Below are 21,297 nucleotides of genomic sequence, written 5' to 3'. Positions count from 1 at the left end.
TTCACCTTAGTTACAACATACTGTTTGATTTTTACAGCATACGCAGCGCGCGGCCGCTGCGCAAGTTTTATTCAGGCAGAGGTAAAATCGGGCAACTGATGATAAACCGGCCAGCTAAAGCAGAAGCGGGCGCCGCCGAGAGGGCTGGCCTCACAGCGCACGTCACCGCCCATCGCCTGGGCAATACTGTGCACAATCGCCAGGCCGAGGCCACAACCTCCTGTCGCCCGATCGCGGCTGGGGTCAAGACGGACAAAGGGCTCAAACACCCGCTCGCGCTCTTCGGGAGCGATTCCCGGGCCGTCATCCTCGACCTGCAGCGACGCGCGCGGACCCTGCAGGGTCAGGCTGACCGCCACCCGCTGGGTGCTGTAGCGCAGGGCGTTATTCACCAGATTATCCAGTACCCGCTCCATCAGCCGCATATCCAGCGCGCCGTAGTTGCCGTGGGTCAGCGTCGCCAGAGCGACCTCGCGCTGCGGGTTGACCATCTGGATATCCTCGACGTGATCGCTGATCCAGGCGGGAAAGTCAGGCGTCGTCAGGCTGAGTTCCGTCTGCGGGCGGTCGAGGCGGGCGTAGGTCAGGAGCTCTTCAATCAGCGCCTCCAGCTGGCCGATATCGCGGTTCAGCGCTTGCGATTCCGCCTCGGTGAGGTTTTCGCTCATCTCCAGACGGTAGCGCAGGCGGACCAGCGGCGTCCTGAGCTCATGGGCGATACCGTCAATCAACTGCTTCTTACTGGCAATGAGGGCGTTAATGTTATCGGCCATTTGGTTAAAGGCCACGCCGAGCCGTTCAAAGCTGGACATGCTGTCAAAATGAATGCGCTCGCTGAAGTGGCCCTCGCCAAAGCGCTGGGCAGCGGTTTCAATGCGCAACATGTCCTGCCAGTGCGGACGCATCCAGATAAACACCGGAAAGGCCAGCGAGATAGCAATAAACGCCATCAGCGCCACGTCCAGCAGGCGCATTTCATGCAGAAAATAGAGATAAGGCACCGGGCCCACCGACAGCACATAATGGCTGCGGGGAATGCGCTGAATAAAGGTGTACTGGTCATCCAGCGCGACAATATCGCCGGCGCGCAGGTGCTGCATCGAGCTTTCCGACAGCTTAAATTTGCTCATTGGTTCGATGTGCAGATCGAACGACAGGTTCAGATCCAGCTCTTTGAGCGTCTTGCTCCAGTCGCGCGGCGGAATTTCCCGCAGCTCGCTGCGCATCAGATACAGCGAACTTTTCATCAAATCGTCCAGCGACTGTCGTCCGGCGCGCTCAGCGGTAAATTTATAGACCAGACCGACCAGCATGGTCATTACCAGAAAGCAAACGAAGAGCAAAAGATAGAACTGCACAAACAGCTTTTTCATTAAATCTCACTTAAATCAGAATGTTAATTACCTATCTTTTGCCTTCATGGCGCGGTGTGGTATGTGTCTTTCCGCTAAAGCGGTGATGCAGGAACGAAACCAGACCGCAGTCCAGGGCGTTTGTCACGGCAGAATATACCGCAAAATCACTTCTGCGTTTCATGCCCCGTTTAATGCGCTATCAAAGCAGGGTTCACCCTCACTGACAACATCCCGTATGCATAAATAATGACGCAGCCCTTATAAGCGCAGCAGTCCGCCATCCACCACATACTGGGAACGGACGTTGTTGGCCATGATGGTATCGAACTGCGTTTCGGTGGTATTTTCCACCGTAGAAAAGGCGAGCTGCCCGGCGTTCAGCCACAGGCCATCCAGCATGCCAAATGATTCTACAGACTCGGCGAGGGCATGCGCCGCCTCAGGTTCCGCACCATCGTTCTGAAGAAACCAGGCACGCTCGGGCAGCAATGTGCGTAACGACGCCAGTTTTTGCTGATGGCGCCCGGTCAGCATCACTTCGCCCCCTTCATCAATAATGCGCATTGCCCCCGCCAGACCAATACCGCTGCTCGCCCCTGTAATCACAATTTTCTTGCCTGAGAACCGTCCCATTGTCTCTCCCGTACCGCGTGAGTGTTGAGTTAACTCACACTAGAACAATGAAAATTTATTGTAAAACGACCATCTTTGGGGGCCCGGCATGTTGCACCTTGCCATCTTTGTGGCGCCGGTATACCCGGTATAGGTCGCGTCATCCGGGATGATATCGGCCGGGAATATCTGAATTAGTGACGTTGTCACAAATTAATTATAACCACCAGACCTGCACTACCCTGGAGCGTCGAGCGGGGTATCGCTACTCGCGAAAGTAGGGAATATCCACCGGATAGAGGGTCGTCAGACTCAGCAGACGACAGCGCACCAGCTTTTCCGTTTTGGCATACCAGTAAGCAAATTCGCCGGTGGTCTGGTGGTAAATCATCTGATCGAGGTTGGCAAACGGGATCACCAGCAGCGGTCCCTGGCGAACGTGGCCGCCTCCCGTTTCAAAGTGATGCTGTCCCCAGGATTGCTGGGTATGTTCATAGCGGTGGAGGATCACCTCGATTTGCCCGCGCTGTGGACAGAGGAGTCGAATATCGGCGTTGTCGAGGGAAAAAGCCCAACCAGAGAGTGAAGTGAAGAGTGAGAGTGCCAAAAGTACAACGTATTTCATCATGCAAAAGTCCTGTGTTTTCAGGCTTTATGCCACTCTGATAACGGTAAGTCCTTGAGCACAATCATATTGAAGGCTTATGTGATGGGGAACTGTACGGCTAAACCTATTGATTTACGCAATATGACAAATTCGCAGCGGGCAGCGGGCGCGAAGAGGGAAACCCGCGCAGTTGCCCTAAGCAGTAAAAGTTGAGGTGGTTACTGTCGGGGAGTGCGCCATAAAACGGGCCCCTCGCAGGGCCGCGGGAGAAGCTTAGTTGTCCCAGGCGTGTGGGGCGAACAGGTAGCCTTTGTTGCGAACGGTCTTAATACGATAGGGCTCCGTGGCGTTGTCGAGCAGTTTTTTGCGCAGGCGGGAGATAGCCACGTCAACGCTGCGATCCATCCCGTCGTAGGTGACGCCGCGTAAATTTTTCAGCAGCGCGTCGCGGTCCATAATTTGCCCGGCGTGGGTGGCCAGCTCCCACAGCAGATCGAAATCGGCCGTCGACAATGCGACGCTTTCTCCGCCAAGCAGCACCTGGCGGTTGACCGGGTCAATGGTCAGCGAACCAAAGGAGATGGTTTTGTGCGGCGTGAGCGTTGCCGGGGTACCGGCACCGGCGCCCGCCGGAGCGATATGCTGGCGTAAATGCAGACGCAGTCGCGCGAGAAGCACCGCTGGCGGCGTGGTTTTCAGGATATAATCGCTGGCGCCCATCTCCAGGGAGAGGATATGGTTCATGTCGCTGTCGAGTGAGGTCAGCAGGACAATGGGCCCTTGCCATTGCCCGCGCAGATCGCGGCAGAGCGTCATCCCGTCTTTGCCGGGCAGCATAATGTCCAGCAGCACGAGGTCCGGTTTCTCCCGCGCGATCACGTCCTCAGCACGGTCGCCGCGAGGCTCGACCACCACCTCCATATCATGCTTGCCGAGATAGGCGGCGATCAGCGCCCCAACCTCAGGGTCATCCTCAACAAAAACGATTTTATTCATGTCTATTGCACATCAGTAAAAGAAGTAACATACACTGCGTCTATTTTACCCGCCATTACTCTTTTATAAACAGCGCTATTTCCGCTATGCTGCGCTAACTTGTTGATTCATTGTTAAGGCATAAGGACATGGGGCTGTTAATCAAAGGGCTGCTGGGTGCGCTGGTGGTGGTGCTGATTGGCGTGCTGGCAAAAACGAAAAATTACGCTCTCGCCGGGCTGATCCCGCTGTTTCCTACCTTTGCGCTCATCGCCCACTATATCGTCGCCAGCGAGCGCGGTATTGAAGCCCTGCGCGCCACCATCGTGTTCGGCATGTGGTCGATTATTCCCTATTTTGTCTATTTGGTATCGCTGTGGTACTTCACCGGGATCATGCGCCTGCCGTTGGCGCTGGCAGGCGCGGTGGGATGCTGGGGGCTATGCGCCTGGCTGTTAATCCTGGGCTGGAACCACTTCCACTAGCGCAGCGGGCGGCCGCCGTCGACGGCGAAGGACCGGCCGGTGACGTAGCGGCTGGTAAACAGATAGTCGATAAGGTCGCTAATCTCTTTTTCGCCTGGGGCGATTTTCATCAGCGATTTATCCAGCGCCTGCTGACGATAGGCTTCGTCGTCACCCTCATTAAACATAATCAGCGACGGGGCGATGGCGTTGACCTTGATCTCCGGCGCCAGCTTGCGGGCGAAGGAGCGGGTCATATTGTCCAGCGCGGCTTTGCTGGCGGCGTAGGCGATATGTTTATCGCTGCCGCGCTCCACGACGTAATCGGTAATATGGATAATATCACTGGCGGCATGGCCGTGGCCGCGCAGCAGATCCTCCAGCGCGTGGTTGAGCAGATAGGGGGCATGGACGTGGATCTGCATCATGCGGTTGATCACTGTGCTCAGCGCTACCCCCGGCTTCTCCGCCATCCAGTCGCTGGCGTTGTGGATGATGGCGCGCAGGCCGCTGGTGTGCGATTTGACCGCTTCGGCGAAGGTCAGTATGCCGTCATCGCTGCTGAAATCGGCCTGCAGACAGAGGGCGCCCGCGTCGCGCAGGCCATCGATCGCCGGATAGGGCGTGCGATAGCTGACGATGACCGGCTGGTGTTGCAGCAGAAAATGGTGTGCCAGCGCGAGACCGATGCGGCGGCCTCCTCCTGTGATCAGAACCGGGCGGGGCTGTTGTTCAGCCATGGGTATCTCCTATGCGTTCTGCGGCAGGGCGAGCGCTTACCCCACCAGCATCCACGTTGCCGGCACAGCGGCAACCAGCAATAAACCAATTAGCGCCAATTCGCGGCGTTTGAGCGAACGATCGTGCTGGTGCGTACGTCGAGCGTACAAAAAGACCAGAAGACCCGGAGCGTAAAGTACCACCGACAACAGCAAATGCACAGGTCCCGACGCGTATAATAACCATAAGCCATAAATGCAGGCGCCGATACCCACCGCTTTGTGCAGCGGGCGAGTGGCGATTTTCAGCAGAAAGGCGCCGACCAGCAGATAGGGAACGAGGATCATCTCTGAGGCGATGGTCAGCAGGGTGCCGTAGTCCGACCCGGTCAACCAGATCAGCACCAGCGATACCTGAACGCTGATATTGGTCAGCCACAGCGAGGCGGACGGGGCATTGTTGCTGTTCTGGCGGGCAAACAGGCGCGGGAAGGCTTTATGCGTGGCGGCCAGGAAAGGCACTTCCGCAGCCATAATCGTCCAGCTCAGGTAGGCGCCACACACCGACACGATCAGGCCCGCCGCAATCACGATTTCTCCCCACGAACCCATCATGTTGACCATCAGTCCCGCCATCGACGGGTTACGCATACCGGCCAGTTCGCTGCGCGGCACCACGCCCAGCGACAGCAGGGTGACCAGCAGATAGACCGTGAGGGCGGAGAGCACCGCCAGCAGCGTTGCGCGACCGACATCGCGCTTGTGTCGGGCGCGGGCAGAAACCACGACGGCACCTTCCACGCCAATAAACACCCACAGGGTGATCAGCATGGTGTTTTTAACCTGCTCCCACACGGGGATTCCCAGCGCCAGTCCGCGGAAATCGAGGCGGAACGTATCCAGCTGGAAGGCCAGGGCGGCGAGCGCGATAAACGCGCCCAGCGGCAGGAGTTTGGCGAGGGTGGCCACCAGGTTAATCCCCGCCGCCGTCTGCACGCCGCGCAGGACCAGAAAATGGACAACCCACAGCAAAACCGAAGCGCCAGCGATAGACTGCCAGGTGTTGCCATCGCCAAACAGGCGCAGCTCAGGGGTATCGGTGAAGAAACTGAGCGCCGAAAAGACGATGACCAGATAGGAGACGTTGGCGATCACCGCGCAGAGCCAGTATCCCCAGGCGGAACAGAAGCCAATCAGCTCACCGAACCCTTCGCGGGCGTAGGTGAAGATCCCGCCGTCGAGGTCGGGGCGAATGCGGGTTAACAGCAGCATGGCGAAGGCGAGGAACAGGATCCCGACGCCGGTGATGGCCCAGCCGATAAGCAAAGCGGAGGGGCTGGCTACGGCAGCCATATTTTGCGGCAAACTGAATACGCCAGCGCCGAGCATTGAGCTAAGGACCAGGGCGGTCAGGGCGCTCAGGCCCAGTTTCTTTTCCATTGCATTCCCGAGGTGAAAATGGCTGTTCCAGAATATTTATTTTGCGAAATCGCATAAAAATGGAGGATTGCGCTAAGGCGCGGGATTTTACGGAGTGTCCGGGAGCCATGCAATGGCGGGGGATGAAAAAAAATGAAAAGGCGGCATTGCGCCGCCTTTTTAGCCAGCCAGCAGTGATTATTTGTACAAATCAGCGCTGATGGTGATGTTGCCGCCGCGTTCCTGCCACTGACGGGTGATGTGGTAGTACTTCGCCCCTTTCTTCGCCGCGCGTTTCGCCGTCTGATAGGAGATTTCCGTCATGTTGCCGTAGTTGCCGGTGAACTGGATATTATCGAACGGCACCATTTGCGCCGCGGTCACTTTGTTCACTTCTTCCACTTTGGTGCCGTCCGGCAGCGTGACAGTGTAACGCCCGCCTTTGGAAGACTGGGTCTCGAAGAAACGACCGACGCCAGTGCCTGAGCCTACAGCTGCGGTGGTGGCGACGCCCGGGATTTCCACGTTTTTCGCGGCTTCACCGCCTTTGGCCAGCGCCGCGCGACCGGCGTCAGAGTCTGCCGGGATGGCGTCCGGGCTCTGCAGCACGCGTTTTTCAGCATCTTTTTTATAGATATAAGCGGTAATGCGCTGGTTGCCGCCCTGGTTGGCATCCACCTGGCGCACGATAAAGAACGCATAGGCGCCTTTCGCTTTTGCCGCTTTGGTGATGGCATCGTTGACTTCCGGCTGGCTGCGATAGAAGCCCTGAACGGTGACAGTGTCGTAAGGCATCAGCGTCACGGCCTGATCTTTCGGCAGTTCTACCACGCCATTGATGATGCGATTTTTCGGCGCATCCGCTTGCGGCGCGTTGTCTTTATAGAGGTCAGCCGTGACGCGCCAGTTGCCGCCATTGCCGTAGTCCGACGTGTCGACAACATAGAATGAGGCCGCGCCGTCTTTGTCGGCTTTACGCGATACCGCCTGTACCGCGTCGCCAATGGCATTAAACCGGCCGGTGACGACAACGCGATCGTAGGGCTTCAGCGCAGCCGCCTGCTCCGGGGTCAACTCGGTCGCTGCATGGGCAGACAACGTGGCGGTTGTCAGGAGAGCAGACGCCAGGAGGGTGTTTTTAAGCTTCATAAAAATAATCCTTTGCCTTGCGCAAACCATATACTGGTGTTGTTGTTGACTGAAAACGTTTGATTATTGCATTTAATCGTTGTGACTGTCTGCGTCATTTTTTGCTTGCCGCCCGAATCGTATACTACGGAAAGATAACATTTTTCGATATGTTGAAAAAACAGCCGCTTGACCAGCAAAAACGATAATCGATACCACTTTTATTAGTTAACGTAATGTTAATACAATGATCTCAATGGCGATAAATGGCGTTTTATCACGCTGGATAAGCGGATTATCAGGCCTGAGTGAGAAATTCAGGTAAATATTGCTGCCCGGAACCATCTGTGCTGACAATAAGCAATAAAATCAAAATTTCTGTTTTATCGCTGTAGATCACAATCGCTATTTTCAGTAGGTTATAAAAAGTTTGTTACTGTTTCATTTTGCAGACAGCGGAAGATGGCGAGGAAGATTTCGCCGTCTTGTCGTTGTTGGTCAGAAAAGTAAACCATCATCAAAAACCGATGGAAGGGAAAACTATGCGTATTGGTGTACCACAAGAGAGGCTAGCCCAGGAGACCCGGGCCGCCGCCACGCCGAAGACCGTTGAGCAATTGCTTAAACTCGGCTTTAGCGTCGCGGTAGAAAGCGGGGCCGGGAAACTGGCCAGCTTTGACGATGCCGCCTTTACCCAGGCAGGGGCTGAGATCGTCGCGGGCAACGAGGTCTGGCAGTCTGACATCATCCTCAAGGTCAATGCTCCAAATGACGATGAAATTGCACTGCTGAATCCGGGAACCACGCTGATAAGTTTTATCTGGCCTGCGCAAAACCCGCAGCTGATGGAAAAACTGGCGGCCCGTAATATCAACGTGATGGCGATGGATTCGGTGCCGCGTATTTCTCGCGCCCAGTCGCTGGATGCGCTCAGTTCAATGGCAAACATTGCCGGCTACCGTGCAATCGTGGAAGCGGCCCATGAATTCGGCCGTTTCTTTACCGGACAGATTACGGCGGCAGGCAAAGTTCCGCCCGCGAAGGTGATGGTCATCGGCGCCGGGGTGGCCGGTCTGGCTGCGATTGGCGCCGCCAACAGCCTGGGCGCTATCGTCCGCGCCTTCGATACCCGTCCGGAAGTGAAGGAGCAGGTGCAGAGTATGGGCGCCGAGTTCCTCGAGCTGGACTTTAAAGAGGAAGCCGGCAGCGGCGACGGCTACGCCAAGGTGATGTCTGAGGCCTTTATTAAGGCCGAAATGGCGCTGTTCGCCGCCCAGGCGAAAGATGTCGATATCATCGTCACCACGGCGTTAATTCCGGGTAAACCGGCACCGAAACTGATCACCCGCGAGATGGTCGACTCCATGAAGTCGGGCAGCGTGGTGGTCGACCTCGCCTCGCAAAATGGCGGCAACTGTGAGTACACCGTGCCCGGCGAAGTGGTCACCACCGCCAACGGCGTGAAAATTATTGGTTACACCGATCTGCCGGGCCGTCTGCCGACCCAGTCTTCCCAGCTCTACGGTACCAACCTGGTTAACCTGCTGAAGCTGCTGTGCAAAGAGAAAGATGGCAACATTGTTATCGATTTCGATGATGTGGTGGTGCGCGGCGTGACCGTGGTGCGCGAAGGCGAAATCACCTGGCCGGCGCCGCCGATTCAGGTCTCCGCTCAGCCGCAGGCTGCAGCGAAAAAAGTGGAAGCGCCGAAAGAAGCGGCAAAACCGGTGTCCCCATGGCGTAAATATGCCCTGATAGCGCTGGCGATTATCCTCTTCGGCTGGCTGGCGAACGTCGCGCCAAAAGAGTTTCTTGGCCATTTCACCGTCTTCGCGCTGGCCTGCGTAGTAGGTTACTACGTGGTATGGAACGTCTCCCATGCGCTGCATACGCCGCTGATGTCGGTGACGAACGCGATTTCGGGCATTATCGTTGTTGGTGCGTTGTTGCAGATAGGCCACGGGGGCTGGGTCAGCTTCCTGAGCTTTATCGCGGTACTGATCGCCAGCATTAATATTTTCGGTGGTTTTACCGTGACTCAGCGCATGCTGAAAATGTTTCGCAAAGGATAAGGGGTAGCACATGTCTGGTGGATTAGTTACAGCTGCATACATTGTTGCCGCAATCCTGTTTATTTTCAGCCTGGCGGGTCTGTCGAAACACGAAACGTCGCAGCAGGGCAACTATTTCGGCATCGCCGGGATGGCTATCGCCCTGATCGCCACGATTCTGGGGCCGGACGCCGGCAACGTCGGTTGGATCATCCTCGCGATGGTGATCGGTGGGGCGATCGGTATTCGTCTGGCGAAAAAGGTCGAGATGACCGAGATGCCGGAGCTGGTGGCTATCCTGCACAGCTTCGTGGGCCTGGCGGCGGTGCTGGTGGGTTTTAACAGCTACCTGCAGCATGAAACCGGGATGGAGCAGATTCTGGTCAATATCCATTTGACCGAAGTGTTCCTCGGCATCTTCATCGGTGCAGTCACCTTCACCGGTTCGGTGGTGGCGTTTGGTAAACTGCGCGGCAAAATTTCCTCGAAGCCGCTGATGCTGCCCAATCGCCATAAGCTGAACCTGGCGGCGCTGGTGGTCTCCTTCGTGCTGATGGTGATTTTTGTTCGCGCCGACAGCACTGGTACCCAGGTCCTGTGCCTGCTGGTGATGACCGCGATCGCGCTGGCCTTCGGCTGGCACCTGGTGGCTTCTATCGGCGGCGCGGATATGCCGGTGGTGGTTTCCATGCTCAACTCCTACTCGGGCTGGGCGGCAGCGGCAGCGGGCTTTATGCTGAGCAATGACCTGCTGATCGTCACCGGCGCGCTGGTGGGTTCTTCCGGTGCCATCCTCTCTTACATTATGTGTAAGGCGATGAACCGCTCCTTTATCAGCGTGATTGCTGGCGGCTTCGGCACCGATGGGTCTTCCAGCGGCGGCGATGAAGAAGTGGGCGAACATCGCGAGATTAGCGCGGAAGAGACAGCGGAGATGCTGAAAAACTCGCAGTCGGTGATCATCACCCCTGGCTACGGTATGGCGGTGGCCCAGGCGCAGTATCCGGTGGCAGAAATTACCGAGAAGCTGCGGGCGCGGGGTATCAAAGTACGCTTTGGTATTCACCCGGTGGCCGGGCGTCTGCCGGGGCATATGAACGTGCTGCTGGCGGAAGCCAAAGTGCCTTACGACATCGTGCTGGAGATGGATGAGATCAACGACGATTTCAGCGATACCGACACCGTGCTGGTGATTGGCGCCAACGACACCGTCAACCCGGCGGCGCAGGACGATCCGAAGAGCCCTATCGCGGGTATGCCAGTGTTGGAAGTCTGGAAAGCGCAGAACGTGGTGGTCTTTAAGCGTTCGATGAACACTGGCTACGCCGGCGTACAGAACCCGCTGTTCTTCAAAGAGAACACCCATATGCTGTTTGGGGATGCGAAAGCCAGCGTCGATGCGATCCTGAAAGCGCTGTAATGTAGCACGCTTGTTTTACAACGTTTGTTTATAAGCCGTCTCCTGTGAGACGGCTTTTTTATATGCGGAGAGATGCCTGGAATTGTTCATAAAATAAGCGGTGAGAGATGATATAATGTCCCGGTTATTACATCAGACAGAGGATATTATGGATACCGAGTTAACCCCAACGCAGATGGCCATCGAATTCTTACGCCGCGACACTACCGTCATGACCCCAGCGCAGTATCTGAAAAAGCTGAAACTGCTGGAGCTGGAGTTTGCTGACCTGATGGCGCTCTCATCGCTGGAGCTGAAAGAAGAGATCGATCTGGCCTGGCGTCTGGGTATCCACTAAGCCATTCTCGCTGGACAGTGACAGGGGCCGCCAGCGGCCCTTTTTTTGTGCCTGACTGGCAGCAAGCAAAAAAAATCCCCCGCGAGGCGGGGGAAGATGAGCGGTACGAGAAGAGGGTTAATCGTCGTCGTCGTCGTCCAGTTCCACCGGCGTCTGGTAGGCCTCCGGTTTGAGTACCAGCAGGTCACAGCGCAGATGATCGACCACCTGTTCCGCGGTATTGCCGAGGAACGCCGCTGACAGGCCGGTACGTCCGACCGTTCCCAGCACCACGATCCCCGCCTGCAGATGCTCGGCGAGATCCGGGATCACCTCCTCAGGCAGGCCTTTTTCCACGTGGGTGAATTTCTCATCGATGCCAAACTTCTGCCGCAGCGCTTTCATCGCCAGCAGGTGCTGACCGCGAATGGCGTCGTTGTAGACGCTGGGATCAAAATCCGGGAGCTCAATCGCGATATTGATGGGGGTTACCGGGTAGGCGCCGATGAGATGTACTTCGGTATGGTTGACTTCTTGCGCCAGCGACAGCGTTTCCCGAACCAGCTTTTCGTTCAGGGTGTTGTGATAATTCTCTTCGCTGGCGAGATTGACCGCGACCAGCGCTTTGCCACCTTCCGGCCACGGTTGGTCTTTTACCATCCACACCGGGCAGGGGCACTTACGCAACAGATGCCAGTCGGTGGGTGTGAAGATCACTGCCTCCAGTTTGTCGTGCTGGTGGGCCATCTTCAACAGCAGGTCGTGTTTCTCGCTAATAACTTCCTGAATAATGGCTTCGAAGGGGCGGTTGTGCCACACCACTTTTACGTCTATCGGCACACCCGATTCAATATAGAATTTCGCCTGCTCGCGGATCCAGGCTGTACGTTGGGCAATAACGCCCTGGCGCATCGCCGTGCGTTCGTCCGGCGACAGCAGGGTGGTCATTTCATAAGAAAAATCATAGATCGGCAAAAAGGCTTTGATGCGTCCACCAATCCGTTGGTGCAAGTACACCGCGCGCCTAAGTGCCGGCTGGTCGTCCTGGTTAGGATCGATTACTACCAGCATGCTCTGATACTTCGCCATACAGGGTCTCCTTACAACTGCAGCTACCGTCAGTTACTAAAAAGATAACCTATATGGATGAATTGAAACAGGGGAGGAGCCTGGTCAGATCAACAAATCTTAAAAAATTGCCGATCGTGACCAGGTGGTGCGCAGAGATTAAGCGACGTTGCGCGCCTGACCGGCCAGCTGGGCCAGCAGATCGCTGTTTTCAATAGTGATGTATTTGCCTTTCACTGCCAGCATGCCGCTTTTCTGGAAACGCCCCAGCAGACGGCTGATGGTTTCGACAGTGAGGCCGAGATAGTTACCGATGTCGCCGCGGGTCATGGTCAGGCGGAACTCACGGGGTGAGAAGCCGCGCTGGGCGAAACGACGAGAGAGGTTGTAGATAAACGCCGCCAGGCGCTCTTCGGCATTCTTTTTGGAAAGCAGCAGGATCATATCCTGGTCGCCTTTAATCTCGCCGCTCATCAGGCGCATCATCTGCTGACGCAGATTCGGCATTTTTCCGGAAAGATCGTCAAGGGTTTCGAAGGGGATTTCGCAGACCATCGAGGTTTCCAGCGCCTGCGCAAAGCTCGGGTGCAGACCGGTGCCGATGGCGTCGAAGCCCACCAGATCGCCCGCCAGATGGAAGCCGGTGATCTGCTCATCACCTTGCTCAGTGATGGTGTAGCTTTTGATGGTCCCGGAGCGAATAGCGTACAACGACTTCAGCTCATCACCGGCTTTGAACAAGGTTTGACCTTTCTGGATAGGCTTTTTCCGCTCGATAATATTATCCAGCTGATCAAGCTCATGCTCGTTCAGAGTAAAGGGGATGCAGAGCTGGCTGATACTGCAATCCTGACAATGGATAGCACAACCGCCAGACTGAATGCGTCGAATAATTCGCTTCTCAGGGATCATATGTCTGCTCAGGCCTTAATTGATATTGGTCAATTTTAACATCTTTTTGATCAGCAGGTAAGTCTTCAGACCCGGAAACACGTAATATCAGCAGGGTAAATCAAAACGGATGTATATCTGCTTGATAAGCAATAGATTATTTCGCTATGTTTGATTGTAAAATTACCTGAAGATTCCAGAAAAGGCATTTTCAGTCAAAGTAAAAGATACCCTTCATGGCGCAATAACCACTCTTTTCGCTGCACGCCCCCGGCATAGCCGGTCAGGGTACCGTTACGCCCGATGACCCGATGGCAGGGCACCACGATACTCACCGGATTGGCGCCATTGGCGGCGCCCACCGCGCGCGCGGCGCCGGGGCGTCCGAGCGCCTCGGCCAGTTGGCCATAGTGCATCACCTGGCCGCAGGGGATATCGCGTAACGCCTGCCAGACCTGGCGCTGGAACGGGGTGCCGGCGGTGGCGGTAGCCAGGGTATCGATAATCGCCAGATCGCCGGCGAAATAGTTGTTCAGCTTACTGCTGAGGCCGCCTGGGTTGCGGCAGTCGACGCGCTGATAGCCTTCCCGTCGATAGTGAACGTCGAGCAGGGTTTCCATCCGATCGCGGTGCTCGTCCCACTCGACGGCGCGCAAATTAAACTGTTCGTCGCAAAGTACCCACAGCGGCCCCAGCGGGGTATCCATTTTATCCTGCAGCAAGGTCAACATCGTTTCTGTCATCCACCATCGTACATGAGGGGCACACGATACCACGCGCTGACGACAGTCAACTATACTCCCAAAAGATAAAGCCGCATCACGGGCTGGCGCTCTGCGTAAGCCACGATGATTTATTTTTGGATCGATCCTGGCGGGTTATCGGGCATGGTTTTTGCTACTTTTTAACTGACGATACCGGTGCTTCACGCGCCTGGTAGGGTGCCGACGCCTCAGCGCGGCGCTGTTAATCACTCAGAGGTGGGGCTATGCAATATATACTGACTGGCGTACTGGTATTGATCATCAGCGGCTTAGCGATCCACGGTCTGACCCTGGTGTTTGAAAGGGTGTACAAAGCGCTTTTCTATAAATTAGCCAGTGTGGATCATGCGGCCAGCAAAGTGAAAACGAAGGTGTCGCGTTAAGGCTATACGGCCATCCCTGGCCTGCCAGCAGGTTAAGGAAGACGCGGATAGATACCCGGGCCGATCGGCAGTCCCACCAGATACCATCCCACCAGCAACAGTAACCAGACGGCAAGAAAAATCAGCGGGTAAGGGAGCACCAGCGAGTAGTAGGTGCCGAGGCGGGCATCCGGTCGGTAGCGCTGTAGGAAGCCGAGAAACAGCGGCACAAACGGCGACACCGGCGCCAGCGGCAGCACCGATGAATCGGCGATGCGAAAGAGGATCTGCGCAAAGGCCGGGTGAAAGCCCAGCAGCATAAACATCGGCACGAAGATCGGCGCCAGAATCGACCAGATGGCCGAGCCGCTGGCGATAAACATACACAGAAAAGCCGACAGCAGCGCGAGCCCGACAAACGCCGGGACGCCGTTCATCCCGGCGCTCTCCAGCAGGTCCGTCAGACCGACGGCCATAAACTTGCCCATGTTGCTCCAGTTGAACATCGCCACGAACTGCGCCAGCGGGAAGACCATCACGATAAACCCGGCCATCTCTTTCATCGGCTCAATCATCAGCTGCGGCAGGTCGGCCTGGCGGCGAATTTTGCCGGTGGCGATGCCGTATGCCAGCGACACGACAAAGAAGAAAAAGATAATCAGCGGCACGATGCCTTTGATAAACGGCGAGGGCATGACCGTATGTTGAACCGGGTCGCGAAGAATACCGTTCTCGGGGACCACCATCAGGGCGACGACCGCCACGAATACCAGCGTTGCCACGCCGGCGATGCGCAGGCCGAAACGCTCCTCGGGCGTCAGGGTCTGCAGCTTTTCATCACGACTGCCTTGCCACTGGCCCAGCCGCGGCTCCACCAGCTTATCGGTGATCAGTCCGCCGACGAGCGTCAGGACGATCACCGAGGTCGCCATAAAGTACCAGTTGTCGATCACGCTGACGTGCAAAGAGGCATCGATGGATTTTGCCGCCTCGGTGCTGATCCCCGAGAGCAGTACGTCGGTGGTGACGATCAGTAAATTGGCGGTAAAGCCGCAGCCCACACCGGCAATCGCCGCCAACAGGCCGGCGACAGGATGCCGACCGACGGCGAGGAACATCAGCGCGCCCAGCGGCGGCATAATTACCAGCGCCGCGTCAGAAGAGATATGGCTGAAGAAGGCGATAAACAGCACCATATAGCTGGCATAGCGGGCGCTGACGTGAGAGGCCATCTTCACCATCAGTGCGGGTAACAGGCCCACCCGCTCGGCGAAGCCGGCGCCCAGCACCAGGGCGAGGATCGCCCCCAGCGGCGCGAAACCGCTGAAGTTTTTAATGACGTTGGGCAAAAACCAGTGCAACCCTTCCACGCTGAGCAGATTTTTGACCACCACCCGTGAACCATCCGTAGGGTTCTGCACCCCGACGTTGAAGGCGGAAAGTATCGCCGTAGCCGCGATCAGCGCCACGATAAGATAGATAAACAGCAAAAACGGGTGCGGGACTTTGTTACCGATCTTCTCTACCCAGCCATAGCGCTTTCCGCCGGGGGAAGACGACGGTATGGATGACATACTCATGGGCGTTCCTCTGTTGTCGTTGTTGTGTTGGGCAGGCCTGCTCCCGTACTGCCGGCGGTTATTATGGTCGGTGCGTGCCGCGATGCCGGTCAGCGTTGGCCAGGAGTAGCCTGTCTTAAGTGGTTATCGTAAAACGGACGGACTCACCTCCGCCGGGATCGGGCAACGATAGGGGCGTTCGGCCAGTACCTGCCTGAGTTCTTGCTGGCTGGCCGCCAGCAGGGCGCTGTCGCTGAATAAACGGATCGCGGTCGCCGCGAGCACTTTCCCCGCCAGCAACATCCCTTTATGGGCGATGGAGGTTCTGCCCTGACTCACCAGCTGCCAGCTGTGCAGCGGGGTTCCCACCGCGAAGCACGGGCTGAAGCACTGAGCCACCGGCGCTTTCCAGCTGACATCGCCGACGTCAGTGGAGCCGGCGAGGACGTTATCCGTGGCCGCCCAGGGCGCCACCTCATCAATCAGCAGCGTGTCGCGGTGGCGACGAGCGAACGTTTTGCCTTCCTCCCCACTGGTGCCGGCAATATTGTTCAGGCTGTTGTTAATATCGTTGGCGCTGAGGGTGGCGCGTATAGCCGCGGCAAAAGCGCGCTCCTCGTCGCTCCAGGCGGGGGGACCGTAATGACAGACTGCCTGATACATCGCCGCTTCAAGCGTGCGGTTGGGGAGATAGCTGGAGCAGGCTTTTTCAAAGCGGCAGCTGACCTGGGTCTCGGTCATCAGCGCGGCCCCCTGAGCAATCTTCTCGATGCGGGCGAAGATCTGCTCCGCGTCGGCCATCTCCGGCGCGCGGATCAGATACAGAACTTCCGCCTGAGCCTGCACTACGTTGGGCGAGACACCGCCGGTATCGGTAATGGCATAATGGACCCGCGCCTTCTCGATGATATGTTCATTGAGGAAGTTGCTGCCGGTGGTCATCAGAGTGACGGCATCCAGCGCGCTCCGGCCCAGGTGCGGCGAATTCGCAGCGTGGGCGGCGGTGCCGGTAAAACGCCATGCCGCCTGAATATTGGCGAGGGTGCGGGTGCTGAACATCCCGGCCCAGGCTTCCGGATGCCAGGTCAGCGCCGCATCGACATCATCAAACAACCCTTCGCGCACCATAAAGGTTTTTCCCGATCCGCCTTCCTCGCCGGGACAACCATAGAAGCGCAGCGTGCCCGCGCCGCCATGCTGTTGCAGCCAGGCTTTGGCGGCGACCGCCGCGGCGAATGCCGCCGTACCGAGCAGATTGTGCCCGCAGCCGTGGCCGTTGGCTCCCGGTGTCGAGGGTGTCGGTTCCGCGCAGTGCGCCTGCTGGCTGAGGCCCGCCAGGGCGTCAAATTCGCCGAGCAGGGCAATCACCGGTTGGCCTTCGCCGACGCTGGCGATAAAGGCATTCGGGATCCCACCCGCATCGCGAGTGAGCTGAAAACCTTCTGCCTCCAGCGCATCCGCCAGGCGTTGGGCGGACCAGTACTCCTCAAAGCGGGTCTCCGGGTGATCCCAGATGTCATCGGCGATGGCGCAGTACGCCTCGCGTCGCGTCTCAATCATCTCGTCCACAAACTGAAAAATGGCTTCCATTACACCCCCCGCTGCCAGGGAAAGTTAAGCGCGATACGCGCCAGAGTTTCTACCGCTAGCGCCATGACGCTCTCGTCGAAGTCAAACTTCTCGTTGTGGTGACCGGCGCTCAGTTCGGTGCCGAAAATCATGTACGAGGCGAGGCCGCCGCGCGCCTGGACCCGGGCCATCATCAGGGTGGCGTCTTCCGAGCCCGCCGGGGCGGCGATACGATCCACCGCCTGTTGCACGCCGGGCACACGGGCGGCCTGTTCGCGCAGATAGTCCACCCACGCCGGCGACGGCGCGCTGGCGGTCGCCGCACCCATCATGCGTAGTTCGTAGCGGGCTTCGTACATCGCCGCCGCCCCGGCGACGACGTGCTGCGCCCGCTCGAACACGTACTGGTTAATGGCTTCGCTTTCGCCGCGGGTTTCCACTTTTAACAGCGCGGAAGAGGGCACCACGTTGCGCCCGGTGCCCGCCTGCATCACCCCGACGTTGACCCGCGAGGCGCCGGCGCTGTGCGGCGGGATGGCGTGCAGGCCAAGAGCGGCCTGGGCGGCGGCCAGCAGCGCGTTGCGCCCCTCCTCCGGCTTGCCGCCGGCGTGGGCGGCCACGCCGCTGAACTGCACGTCGAATTTAGTGGTGGCCATAAAGTTGTCGCCGCCGCAGACGACGGTACCTGGCGGCACACCGGTCCCGATATGGATCGCCGTGAAGTAATCCACGTCATCCACCACGCCGGCGGCCACCATCGCCCGGGCGCCGCGGGTGCCCTCTTCAGCGGGCTGGAAAATCAGTTTGATCACCCCGTTGAGCTGCGCGGCATACTGCTTCAGGACATGCGCCAGGCCCAGCCCGATGGCGGTATGGCCATCATGGCCGCAGGCGTGCATCATGCCGGCGTTGCAGGAGGCGAAATGGTCGCGATGAGGGCGGTGGCTGTCGTCGTGCTGTTCATTGAGGTCAAGGGCATCCATATCGACGCGGAAGGCCAGGGTTGGGCCGGGCCGCCCGGTGTCGAGCGTGGCGACCACGCCGGCGAAACCGCCTTCAAACGCCGGCAGCCAGCGTTCCGGCGCGCCCTGTTCGCGGGCGCGCTCGAAAGCCTGGGCCAGGGTATCCTCGTCCGGCAGCCCCATCCGGCTATCGGCATCGATGACATCGCGCCCCAGCGCCAGCTGATAGCCGAGCCCGTCGAGGATCTCCGCCACCTTGCTGGCAGTGCGGAATTCCAGCCAGCCGGATTCCGCGTGCAGGTGAAAATCACGGCGCCATTGGATCATGGCCGGCGCCAGCTGGTGGAGGTATTCATCAAGTTGCGGCATAGCTCATCCTGTCATAAGTAAAAAATGTGACGGTGCTCACGATGTGATAGCTTTTGTTTATCACTTGCGTTTTACAGGCCGTATCCCACTTAACCTGCCACAGCCTGATGGATTACAGTAGATGTGAATTTCTTCTGTCTGATAAACAATGGTTATCACCGAAAGCATGGCATTTCAGATTAAATTTCATCATATCCGCGCCTTCGTCGAAGTGGCCCGGGAAGGGAGTATTCGCGGTGCCAGCCGGGCGCTGGCGGTCTCGCAGCCGGCCCTGACCAAAGCGATTAAAGAGCTGGAGGAGGGGCTTTCCGCCCAGCTGTTCGTGCGCCGCAGTCAGGGGGTGGCGCTGACCGAAAACGGCGAAAGCTTTTACCAACATGCGAGCTTGATCCTTGAGGAGCTGCGGGCGGCGCAGGACGAACTGCTGCAGCGTCAGGGCGAGCAGGCCGGGCAAATTAATATTGGCCTTGGCGCCAGCGTCGCCCGGTCGCTGATGCCGTCGGTGATCTGTCGCTTTCATCAGCAGCATCCGCAGGTAAAGGTGCGGATCATGGAGGGCCAGCTGTTGGCGATGATCAATGAGCTGCGCCAGGGAGAGCTGGATTTCACCATCAATACCTATTACCCCGGGCCGTACGACCATGAGTTCAGCTTTGAGAAACTGTTTGAGAAACCGTTCGCGGTGTTTGCCCGCGCGGGACATCCGGCGGCGCAGGCCACCTCGCTGGGGGAGTTGATGGATCACCACTGGACCATGCCGACGCCGCGCGGCAGCTACTTTAAACAGCTGCAGGACCGGCTTAATCAGGCCGGGTTAGCGCCTAAGGTAGATATTGTTTGCGAAACCTTCTCGTCGTGCATTAGCCTGGTGGTGAAAAGTGATTTTCTCAGCATCCTGCCGGTGGAGCTCGGCAACGATCCGCTGATGGCGGACAAGCTGGTGATGATCCCTGTCCGCGACGTCTTGCCGACGGCCACCTATTATCTGATCCAGCGGCGCGATACCCGGCAGACGCCATTAACGGCGTCGTTAATCACGCTGTTTCGCCGCCAAAGCCGACAATTGTTTCCTTAATCGCCCGTCGCGCTCACTTTGCCAGCGAACGCGGCTAAACGCGTTGAGGGGGGAGCGCCGGGCGGCTATAGTAGCTGGCGACAGCCGCTGGAGGAGAGCCCATGAACCTTGATGACAAATCCCTGTTTCTTGACGCCATGGAAGATGTCCAGCCTCTGAAACGTAAAAATGACGTACACTGGCATCCCGGGCGCAACAGCCGGGCCCCGCAGCGTGTCGATACCCTGCAACTGGATAATTTTCTCACCACCGGCTATCTCGATATCGTGCCGCTCGCCACGCCGCTGGAGTTTAAGCGTGAAGGGCTGCAGAGCGGCGTGCTGGATAAGCTGCGGCGGGGGAAATACAGCCAGCAGGCGAGCCTCTCCCTGCTGCGCCAGCCGGTGGAACAGTGCCGACAGATGCTCTTCGCCTTTATGGTGCAGGCGCAGAAAGAGGGGTTACGTAATGTGCTGATCGTTCACGGCAAAGGCCGCGACGACCAGTCCCACGCCAATATTATCCGCAGCTATCTGGCGCGCTGGCTGGAAGAGCTGCCGGAGGTGCAGGCCTTCTGCGCCGCGCTTCCACATCATGGCGGCAGCGGCGCCTGCTATGTCGCGCTGCGTAAATCGGCCGAGGCGAAGCAGGAGACCTGGGAGCAGCACGCCAAGCGCAGTCGTTAGCGCAGAAGCAGCGTCAGCTCGCGGGCGGCTTTTTGCAGCTCCGGCAGCACGCGATCGATCATCTCGCGGGCCGACATCTGGCCCGCATGCACCCCAACGTTCAGCGCCGCCTGGACCTGCCCCTGAGCGTTAAACAGCGGTACCGCGAGGGAGCGCAGGCCCATCTCCAGCTCCTGGTCGTTGAGGGCATACCCCTGCTGATGCACCCGTTTCAGTTCTGTGCGCAGCTTCGCCACCGAATCCACCGTCTGCGGGGTGTAGCGGATCATGGTCACCCGAGCCAGCATGTCGTTGAGCTTCTCCTCCGGCTGATGGCTGAGCAGCACCCGGCCCATCGAGGTCGCCCAGGCCGGAAGGCGGCTGCCGATATCCAGGTCGATGGTCATAATCCGCGAGCTGGAGGCGCGGGCGATATACAGAATATCGTCCCCGTCGAGGGTGGCGATGGAGCAGGACTCGTTGAGCATTTCGCTCAGATGTCGCAGCACCGGCTGCGCCGAACGCGCCAGCGGCGTCGAGGCCAGCCAGGCGTGGCCCAGCGCCAGGATCCGCGGTCGCAGCTGGAAATTCTTACCGTCTTCGGCATACACGAACCCCAGCTTGCTCAGGGTATACAGGCAGCGGCGCACCGCCGCGCGCGGAATGCCGGTCTTCTGGCTGATCTGCGAGATAGACAGCAGGGGCCGCTGCGGCGTGAACGCCTGAATCACCTCCAGGCCGCGCGCCAGGGAGGCCATAAAGTTAGGATCGCCCTTAAACGGATCGCCGTCGCCGGTCAGTAAATCGTCTGGATGCTTGTCCATTTCTGTTCCCCATATTTGCCATCGATCACATTCTTTCGCTAAAGATAACCGATGTTCGATTATCGCACCATATTTCGATTATCGCCCTTGACCGACATCGTTAAGCGGGTCACATTTTGTGCGAACAACGAATAAAAGTGCGAT

At 58.0% G+C, this 21,297-nt stretch carries 21 protein-coding genes; 7 read left to right on the top strand and 14 right to left on the bottom strand.

Annotated elements, in window-relative coordinates:
• Window positions 1-71 precede the first annotated feature (71 nt).
• The 4 genes from rstB to rstA all read right to left on the bottom strand — a co-directional run bounded on the left by rstB (window position 72) and on the right by rstA (window position 3,570).
• A complete protein-coding gene (rstB, locus tag AS136_RS17135; protein ID WP_008805073.1) occupies window positions 72-1,373 on the bottom strand; it encodes a two-component system sensor histidine kinase RstB in 1,302 nt (433 codons plus the stop codon).
• Window positions 1,374-1,613: 240 nt separating this feature from the next.
• On the bottom strand, window positions 1,614-1,988 hold the full coding sequence (locus AS136_RS17130; protein WP_023322532.1) for an SDR family NAD(P)-dependent oxidoreductase: 375 nt from the start codon (window positions 1,986-1,988) through the stop codon (window positions 1,614-1,616).
• A 244-nt stretch (window positions 1,989-2,232) separates the two neighbouring features.
• Complete coding sequence (locus AS136_RS17125) at window positions 2,233-2,595, bottom strand: hypothetical protein (RefSeq protein WP_008805071.1); 363 nt, start codon at window positions 2,593-2,595, stop codon at window positions 2,233-2,235.
• A gap of 252 nt (window positions 2,596-2,847) precedes the next feature.
• The gene (gene rstA, locus AS136_RS17120; RefSeq protein ID WP_023322533.1) at window positions 2,848-3,570 is read right to left on the bottom strand and encodes a two-component system response regulator RstA; all 723 of its coding nucleotides are present in this window, start codon (window positions 3,568-3,570) and stop codon (window positions 2,848-2,850) included.
• A gap of 128 nt (window positions 3,571-3,698) precedes the next feature.
• On the opposite strand from rstA, the gene AS136_RS17115 reads away from it, so the two are divergent.
• Window positions 3,699-4,034 (top strand): GlpM family protein, encoded by a 336-nt coding sequence (locus AS136_RS17115; RefSeq protein WP_008805069.1) that lies wholly within the window; start codon window positions 3,699-3,701, stop codon window positions 4,032-4,034.
• Here AS136_RS17115 and folM read toward each other — a convergent pair.
• The 3 genes from folM to ydgH all read right to left on the bottom strand — a co-directional run bounded on the left by folM (window position 4,031) and on the right by ydgH (window position 7,300).
• On the bottom strand, window positions 4,031-4,753 hold the full coding sequence (gene folM / locus AS136_RS17110; RefSeq protein ID WP_012541894.1) for a dihydromonapterin reductase: 723 nt from the start codon (window positions 4,751-4,753) through the stop codon (window positions 4,031-4,033). The genes AS136_RS17115 and folM overlap by 4 nt on opposite strands.
• A gap of 36 nt (window positions 4,754-4,789) precedes the next feature.
• Complete coding sequence (locus AS136_RS17105) at window positions 4,790-6,172, bottom strand: amino acid permease (RefSeq protein ID WP_012541893.1); 1,383 nt, start codon at window positions 6,170-6,172, stop codon at window positions 4,790-4,792.
• Between the two features lie 177 nt (window positions 6,173-6,349).
• A complete protein-coding gene (ydgH, locus tag AS136_RS17100; RefSeq protein ID WP_008805066.1) occupies window positions 6,350-7,300 on the bottom strand; it encodes a DUF1471 family protein YdgH in 951 nt (316 codons plus the stop codon).
• A 521-nt stretch (window positions 7,301-7,821) separates the two neighbouring features.
• Here ydgH and pntA point away from each other — a divergent pair.
• The 3 genes from pntA (at window position 7,822) to AS136_RS17085 (ending at window position 11,087) form a co-directional block, all read left to right on the top strand.
• Window positions 7,822-9,351: a Re/Si-specific NAD(P)(+) transhydrogenase subunit alpha gene (gene pntA / locus AS136_RS17095; RefSeq protein ID WP_022065678.1), complete on the top strand. Its 1,530-nt coding sequence runs from the start codon at window positions 7,822-7,824 to the stop codon at window positions 9,349-9,351.
• A 10-nt stretch (window positions 9,352-9,361) separates the two neighbouring features.
• Window positions 9,362-10,750, top strand: coding sequence for a Re/Si-specific NAD(P)(+) transhydrogenase subunit beta (gene pntB, locus AS136_RS17090; RefSeq protein ID WP_012541888.1), 1,389 nt, complete (start codon window positions 9,362-9,364; stop codon window positions 10,748-10,750).
• A gap of 148 nt (window positions 10,751-10,898) precedes the next feature.
• Window positions 10,899-11,087, top strand: a complete 189-nt coding sequence (locus AS136_RS17085) for a YdiH family protein (protein WP_004887037.1) — start codon at window positions 10,899-10,901, stop codon at window positions 11,085-11,087.
• A 117-nt stretch (window positions 11,088-11,204) separates the two neighbouring features.
• Here the strand turns inward: AS136_RS17085 and uspE are convergent, their stop codons facing one another.
• The 3 genes from uspE to ogt form a co-directional block, all read right to left on the bottom strand.
• Window positions 11,205-12,155, bottom strand: coding sequence for a universal stress protein UspE (gene uspE, locus AS136_RS17080; RefSeq protein ID WP_008805063.1), 951 nt, complete (start codon window positions 12,153-12,155; stop codon window positions 11,205-11,207).
• 138 nt (window positions 12,156-12,293) lie between these two features.
• On the bottom strand, window positions 12,294-13,046 hold the full coding sequence (gene fnr / locus AS136_RS17075; protein WP_002903394.1) for a fumarate/nitrate reduction transcriptional regulator Fnr: 753 nt from the start codon (window positions 13,044-13,046) through the stop codon (window positions 12,294-12,296).
• Between the two features lie 194 nt (window positions 13,047-13,240).
• Window positions 13,241-13,756: a methylated-DNA--[protein]-cysteine S-methyltransferase gene (ogt, locus tag AS136_RS17070; RefSeq protein ID WP_023322534.1), complete on the bottom strand. Its 516-nt coding sequence runs from the start codon at window positions 13,754-13,756 to the stop codon at window positions 13,241-13,243.
• Between the two features lie 257 nt (window positions 13,757-14,013).
• Here ogt and AS136_RS17065 point away from each other — a divergent pair, with 257 nt between their 5' ends.
• A complete protein-coding gene (locus tag AS136_RS17065; RefSeq protein WP_012541886.1) occupies window positions 14,014-14,172 on the top strand; it encodes a hypothetical protein in 159 nt (52 codons plus the stop codon).
• A gap of 32 nt (window positions 14,173-14,204) precedes the next feature.
• On the opposite strand, the gene abgT is transcribed toward AS136_RS17065, so the two are convergent.
• The 3 genes from abgT to AS136_RS17050 all read right to left on the bottom strand — a co-directional run bounded on the left by abgT (window position 14,205) and on the right by AS136_RS17050 (window position 18,610).
• Window positions 14,205-15,731, bottom strand: coding sequence for a p-aminobenzoyl-glutamate transporter (abgT, locus tag AS136_RS17060; protein WP_022065675.1), 1,527 nt, complete (start codon window positions 15,729-15,731; stop codon window positions 14,205-14,207).
• Between the two features lie 123 nt (window positions 15,732-15,854).
• Window positions 15,855-17,300, bottom strand: a complete 1,446-nt coding sequence (locus AS136_RS17055) for a M20 family metallopeptidase (protein ID WP_023322535.1) — start codon at window positions 17,298-17,300, stop codon at window positions 15,855-15,857.
• Complete coding sequence (locus tag AS136_RS17050; RefSeq protein ID WP_012541883.1) at window positions 17,300-18,610, bottom strand: M20 family metallo-hydrolase; 1,311 nt, start codon at window positions 18,608-18,610, stop codon at window positions 17,300-17,302. Before AS136_RS17050 ends, AS136_RS17055 begins: the two co-directional genes overlap by 1 nt.
• A 166-nt stretch (window positions 18,611-18,776) precedes the next feature.
• Between AS136_RS17050 and AS136_RS17045 the strand changes: the two genes are divergently transcribed.
• Window positions 18,777-19,685, top strand: a complete 909-nt coding sequence (locus tag AS136_RS17045) for a LysR family transcriptional regulator (protein WP_008805057.1) — start codon at window positions 18,777-18,779, stop codon at window positions 19,683-19,685.
• A gap of 101 nt (window positions 19,686-19,786) precedes the next feature.
• The gene (smrA, locus tag AS136_RS17040) at window positions 19,787-20,350 is read left to right on the top strand and encodes a DNA endonuclease SmrA (RefSeq protein ID WP_008805056.1); all 564 of its coding nucleotides are present in this window, start codon (window positions 19,787-19,789) and stop codon (window positions 20,348-20,350) included.
• Here the strand turns inward: smrA and AS136_RS17035 are convergent.
• Window positions 20,347-21,153 carry an IclR family transcriptional regulator domain-containing protein gene (locus tag AS136_RS17035; protein ID WP_012541880.1) on the bottom strand — a complete coding sequence of 269 codons (807 nt, stop codon included), beginning with the start codon at window positions 21,151-21,153 and terminating at the stop codon, window positions 20,347-20,349. The two genes, smrA and AS136_RS17035, sit on opposite strands and share 4 nt — an antisense overlap.
• Window positions 21,154-21,297: the final 144 nt, after the last annotated feature.

The organism is Klebsiella sp. D5A (assembly GCF_001620885.1).
In the GTDB taxonomy this organism is placed as follows: domain Bacteria; phylum Pseudomonadota; class Gammaproteobacteria; order Enterobacterales; family Enterobacteriaceae; genus Klebsiella; species Klebsiella variicola.
The sequence above is the reverse complement of the archived record's forward strand: the minus strand, read 5'-3'. Positions and strand labels throughout refer to the sequence as shown.

Excerpts from the sequence above, each read along its gene's own strand:
- rstB (WP_008805073.1), bottom strand. The coding sequence starts at position 1,373 with ATGAAAAAGCTGTTTGTGCAGTTCTATCTTTTGCTCTTCGTTTGCTTT.
- AS136_RS17130 (WP_023322532.1), bottom strand. The coding sequence starts at position 1,988 with ATGGGACGGTTCTCAGGCAAGAAAATTGTGATTACAGGGGCGAGCAGC.
- AS136_RS17125 (WP_008805071.1), bottom strand. The coding sequence starts at position 2,595 with ATGATGAAATACGTTGTACTTTTGGCACTCTCACTCTTCACTTCACTC.
- rstA (WP_023322533.1), bottom strand. The coding sequence starts at position 3,570 with ATGAATAAAATCGTTTTTGTTGAGGATGACCCTGAGGTTGGGGCGCTG.
- AS136_RS17115 (WP_008805069.1), top strand. The coding sequence starts at position 3,699 with ATGGGGCTGTTAATCAAAGGGCTGCTGGGTGCGCTGGTGGTGGTGCTG.
- folM (WP_012541894.1), bottom strand. The coding sequence starts at position 4,753 with ATGGCTGAACAACAGCCCCGCCCGGTTCTGATCACAGGAGGAGGCCGC.
- AS136_RS17105 (WP_012541893.1), bottom strand. The coding sequence starts at position 6,172 with ATGGAAAAGAAACTGGGCCTGAGCGCCCTGACCGCCCTGGTCCTTAGC.
- ydgH (WP_008805066.1), bottom strand. The coding sequence starts at position 7,300 with ATGAAGCTTAAAAACACCCTCCTGGCGTCTGCTCTCCTGACAACCGCC.
- pntA (WP_022065678.1), top strand. The coding sequence starts at position 7,822 with ATGCGTATTGGTGTACCACAAGAGAGGCTAGCCCAGGAGACCCGGGCC.
- pntB (WP_012541888.1), top strand. The coding sequence starts at position 9,362 with ATGTCTGGTGGATTAGTTACAGCTGCATACATTGTTGCCGCAATCCTG.
- AS136_RS17085 (WP_004887037.1), top strand. The coding sequence starts at position 10,899 with ATGGATACCGAGTTAACCCCAACGCAGATGGCCATCGAATTCTTACGC.
- uspE (WP_008805063.1), bottom strand. The coding sequence starts at position 12,155 with ATGGCGAAGTATCAGAGCATGCTGGTAGTAATCGATCCTAACCAGGAC.
- fnr (WP_002903394.1), bottom strand. The coding sequence starts at position 13,046 with ATGATCCCTGAGAAGCGAATTATTCGACGCATTCAGTCTGGCGGTTGT.
- ogt (WP_023322534.1), bottom strand. The coding sequence starts at position 13,756 with ATGTTGACCTTGCTGCAGGATAAAATGGATACCCCGCTGGGGCCGCTG.
- AS136_RS17065 (WP_012541886.1), top strand. The coding sequence starts at position 14,014 with ATGCAATATATACTGACTGGCGTACTGGTATTGATCATCAGCGGCTTA.
- abgT (WP_022065675.1), bottom strand. The coding sequence starts at position 15,731 with ATGAGTATGTCATCCATACCGTCGTCTTCCCCCGGCGGAAAGCGCTAT.
- AS136_RS17055 (WP_023322535.1), bottom strand. The coding sequence starts at position 17,300 with ATGGAAGCCATTTTTCAGTTTGTGGACGAGATGATTGAGACGCGACGC.
- AS136_RS17050 (WP_012541883.1), bottom strand. The coding sequence starts at position 18,610 with ATGCCGCAACTTGATGAATACCTCCACCAGCTGGCGCCGGCCATGATC.
- AS136_RS17045 (WP_008805057.1), top strand. The coding sequence starts at position 18,777 with ATGGCATTTCAGATTAAATTTCATCATATCCGCGCCTTCGTCGAAGTG.
- smrA (WP_008805056.1), top strand. The coding sequence starts at position 19,787 with ATGAACCTTGATGACAAATCCCTGTTTCTTGACGCCATGGAAGATGTC.
- AS136_RS17035 (WP_012541880.1), bottom strand. The coding sequence starts at position 21,153 with ATGGACAAGCATCCAGACGATTTACTGACCGGCGACGGCGATCCGTTT.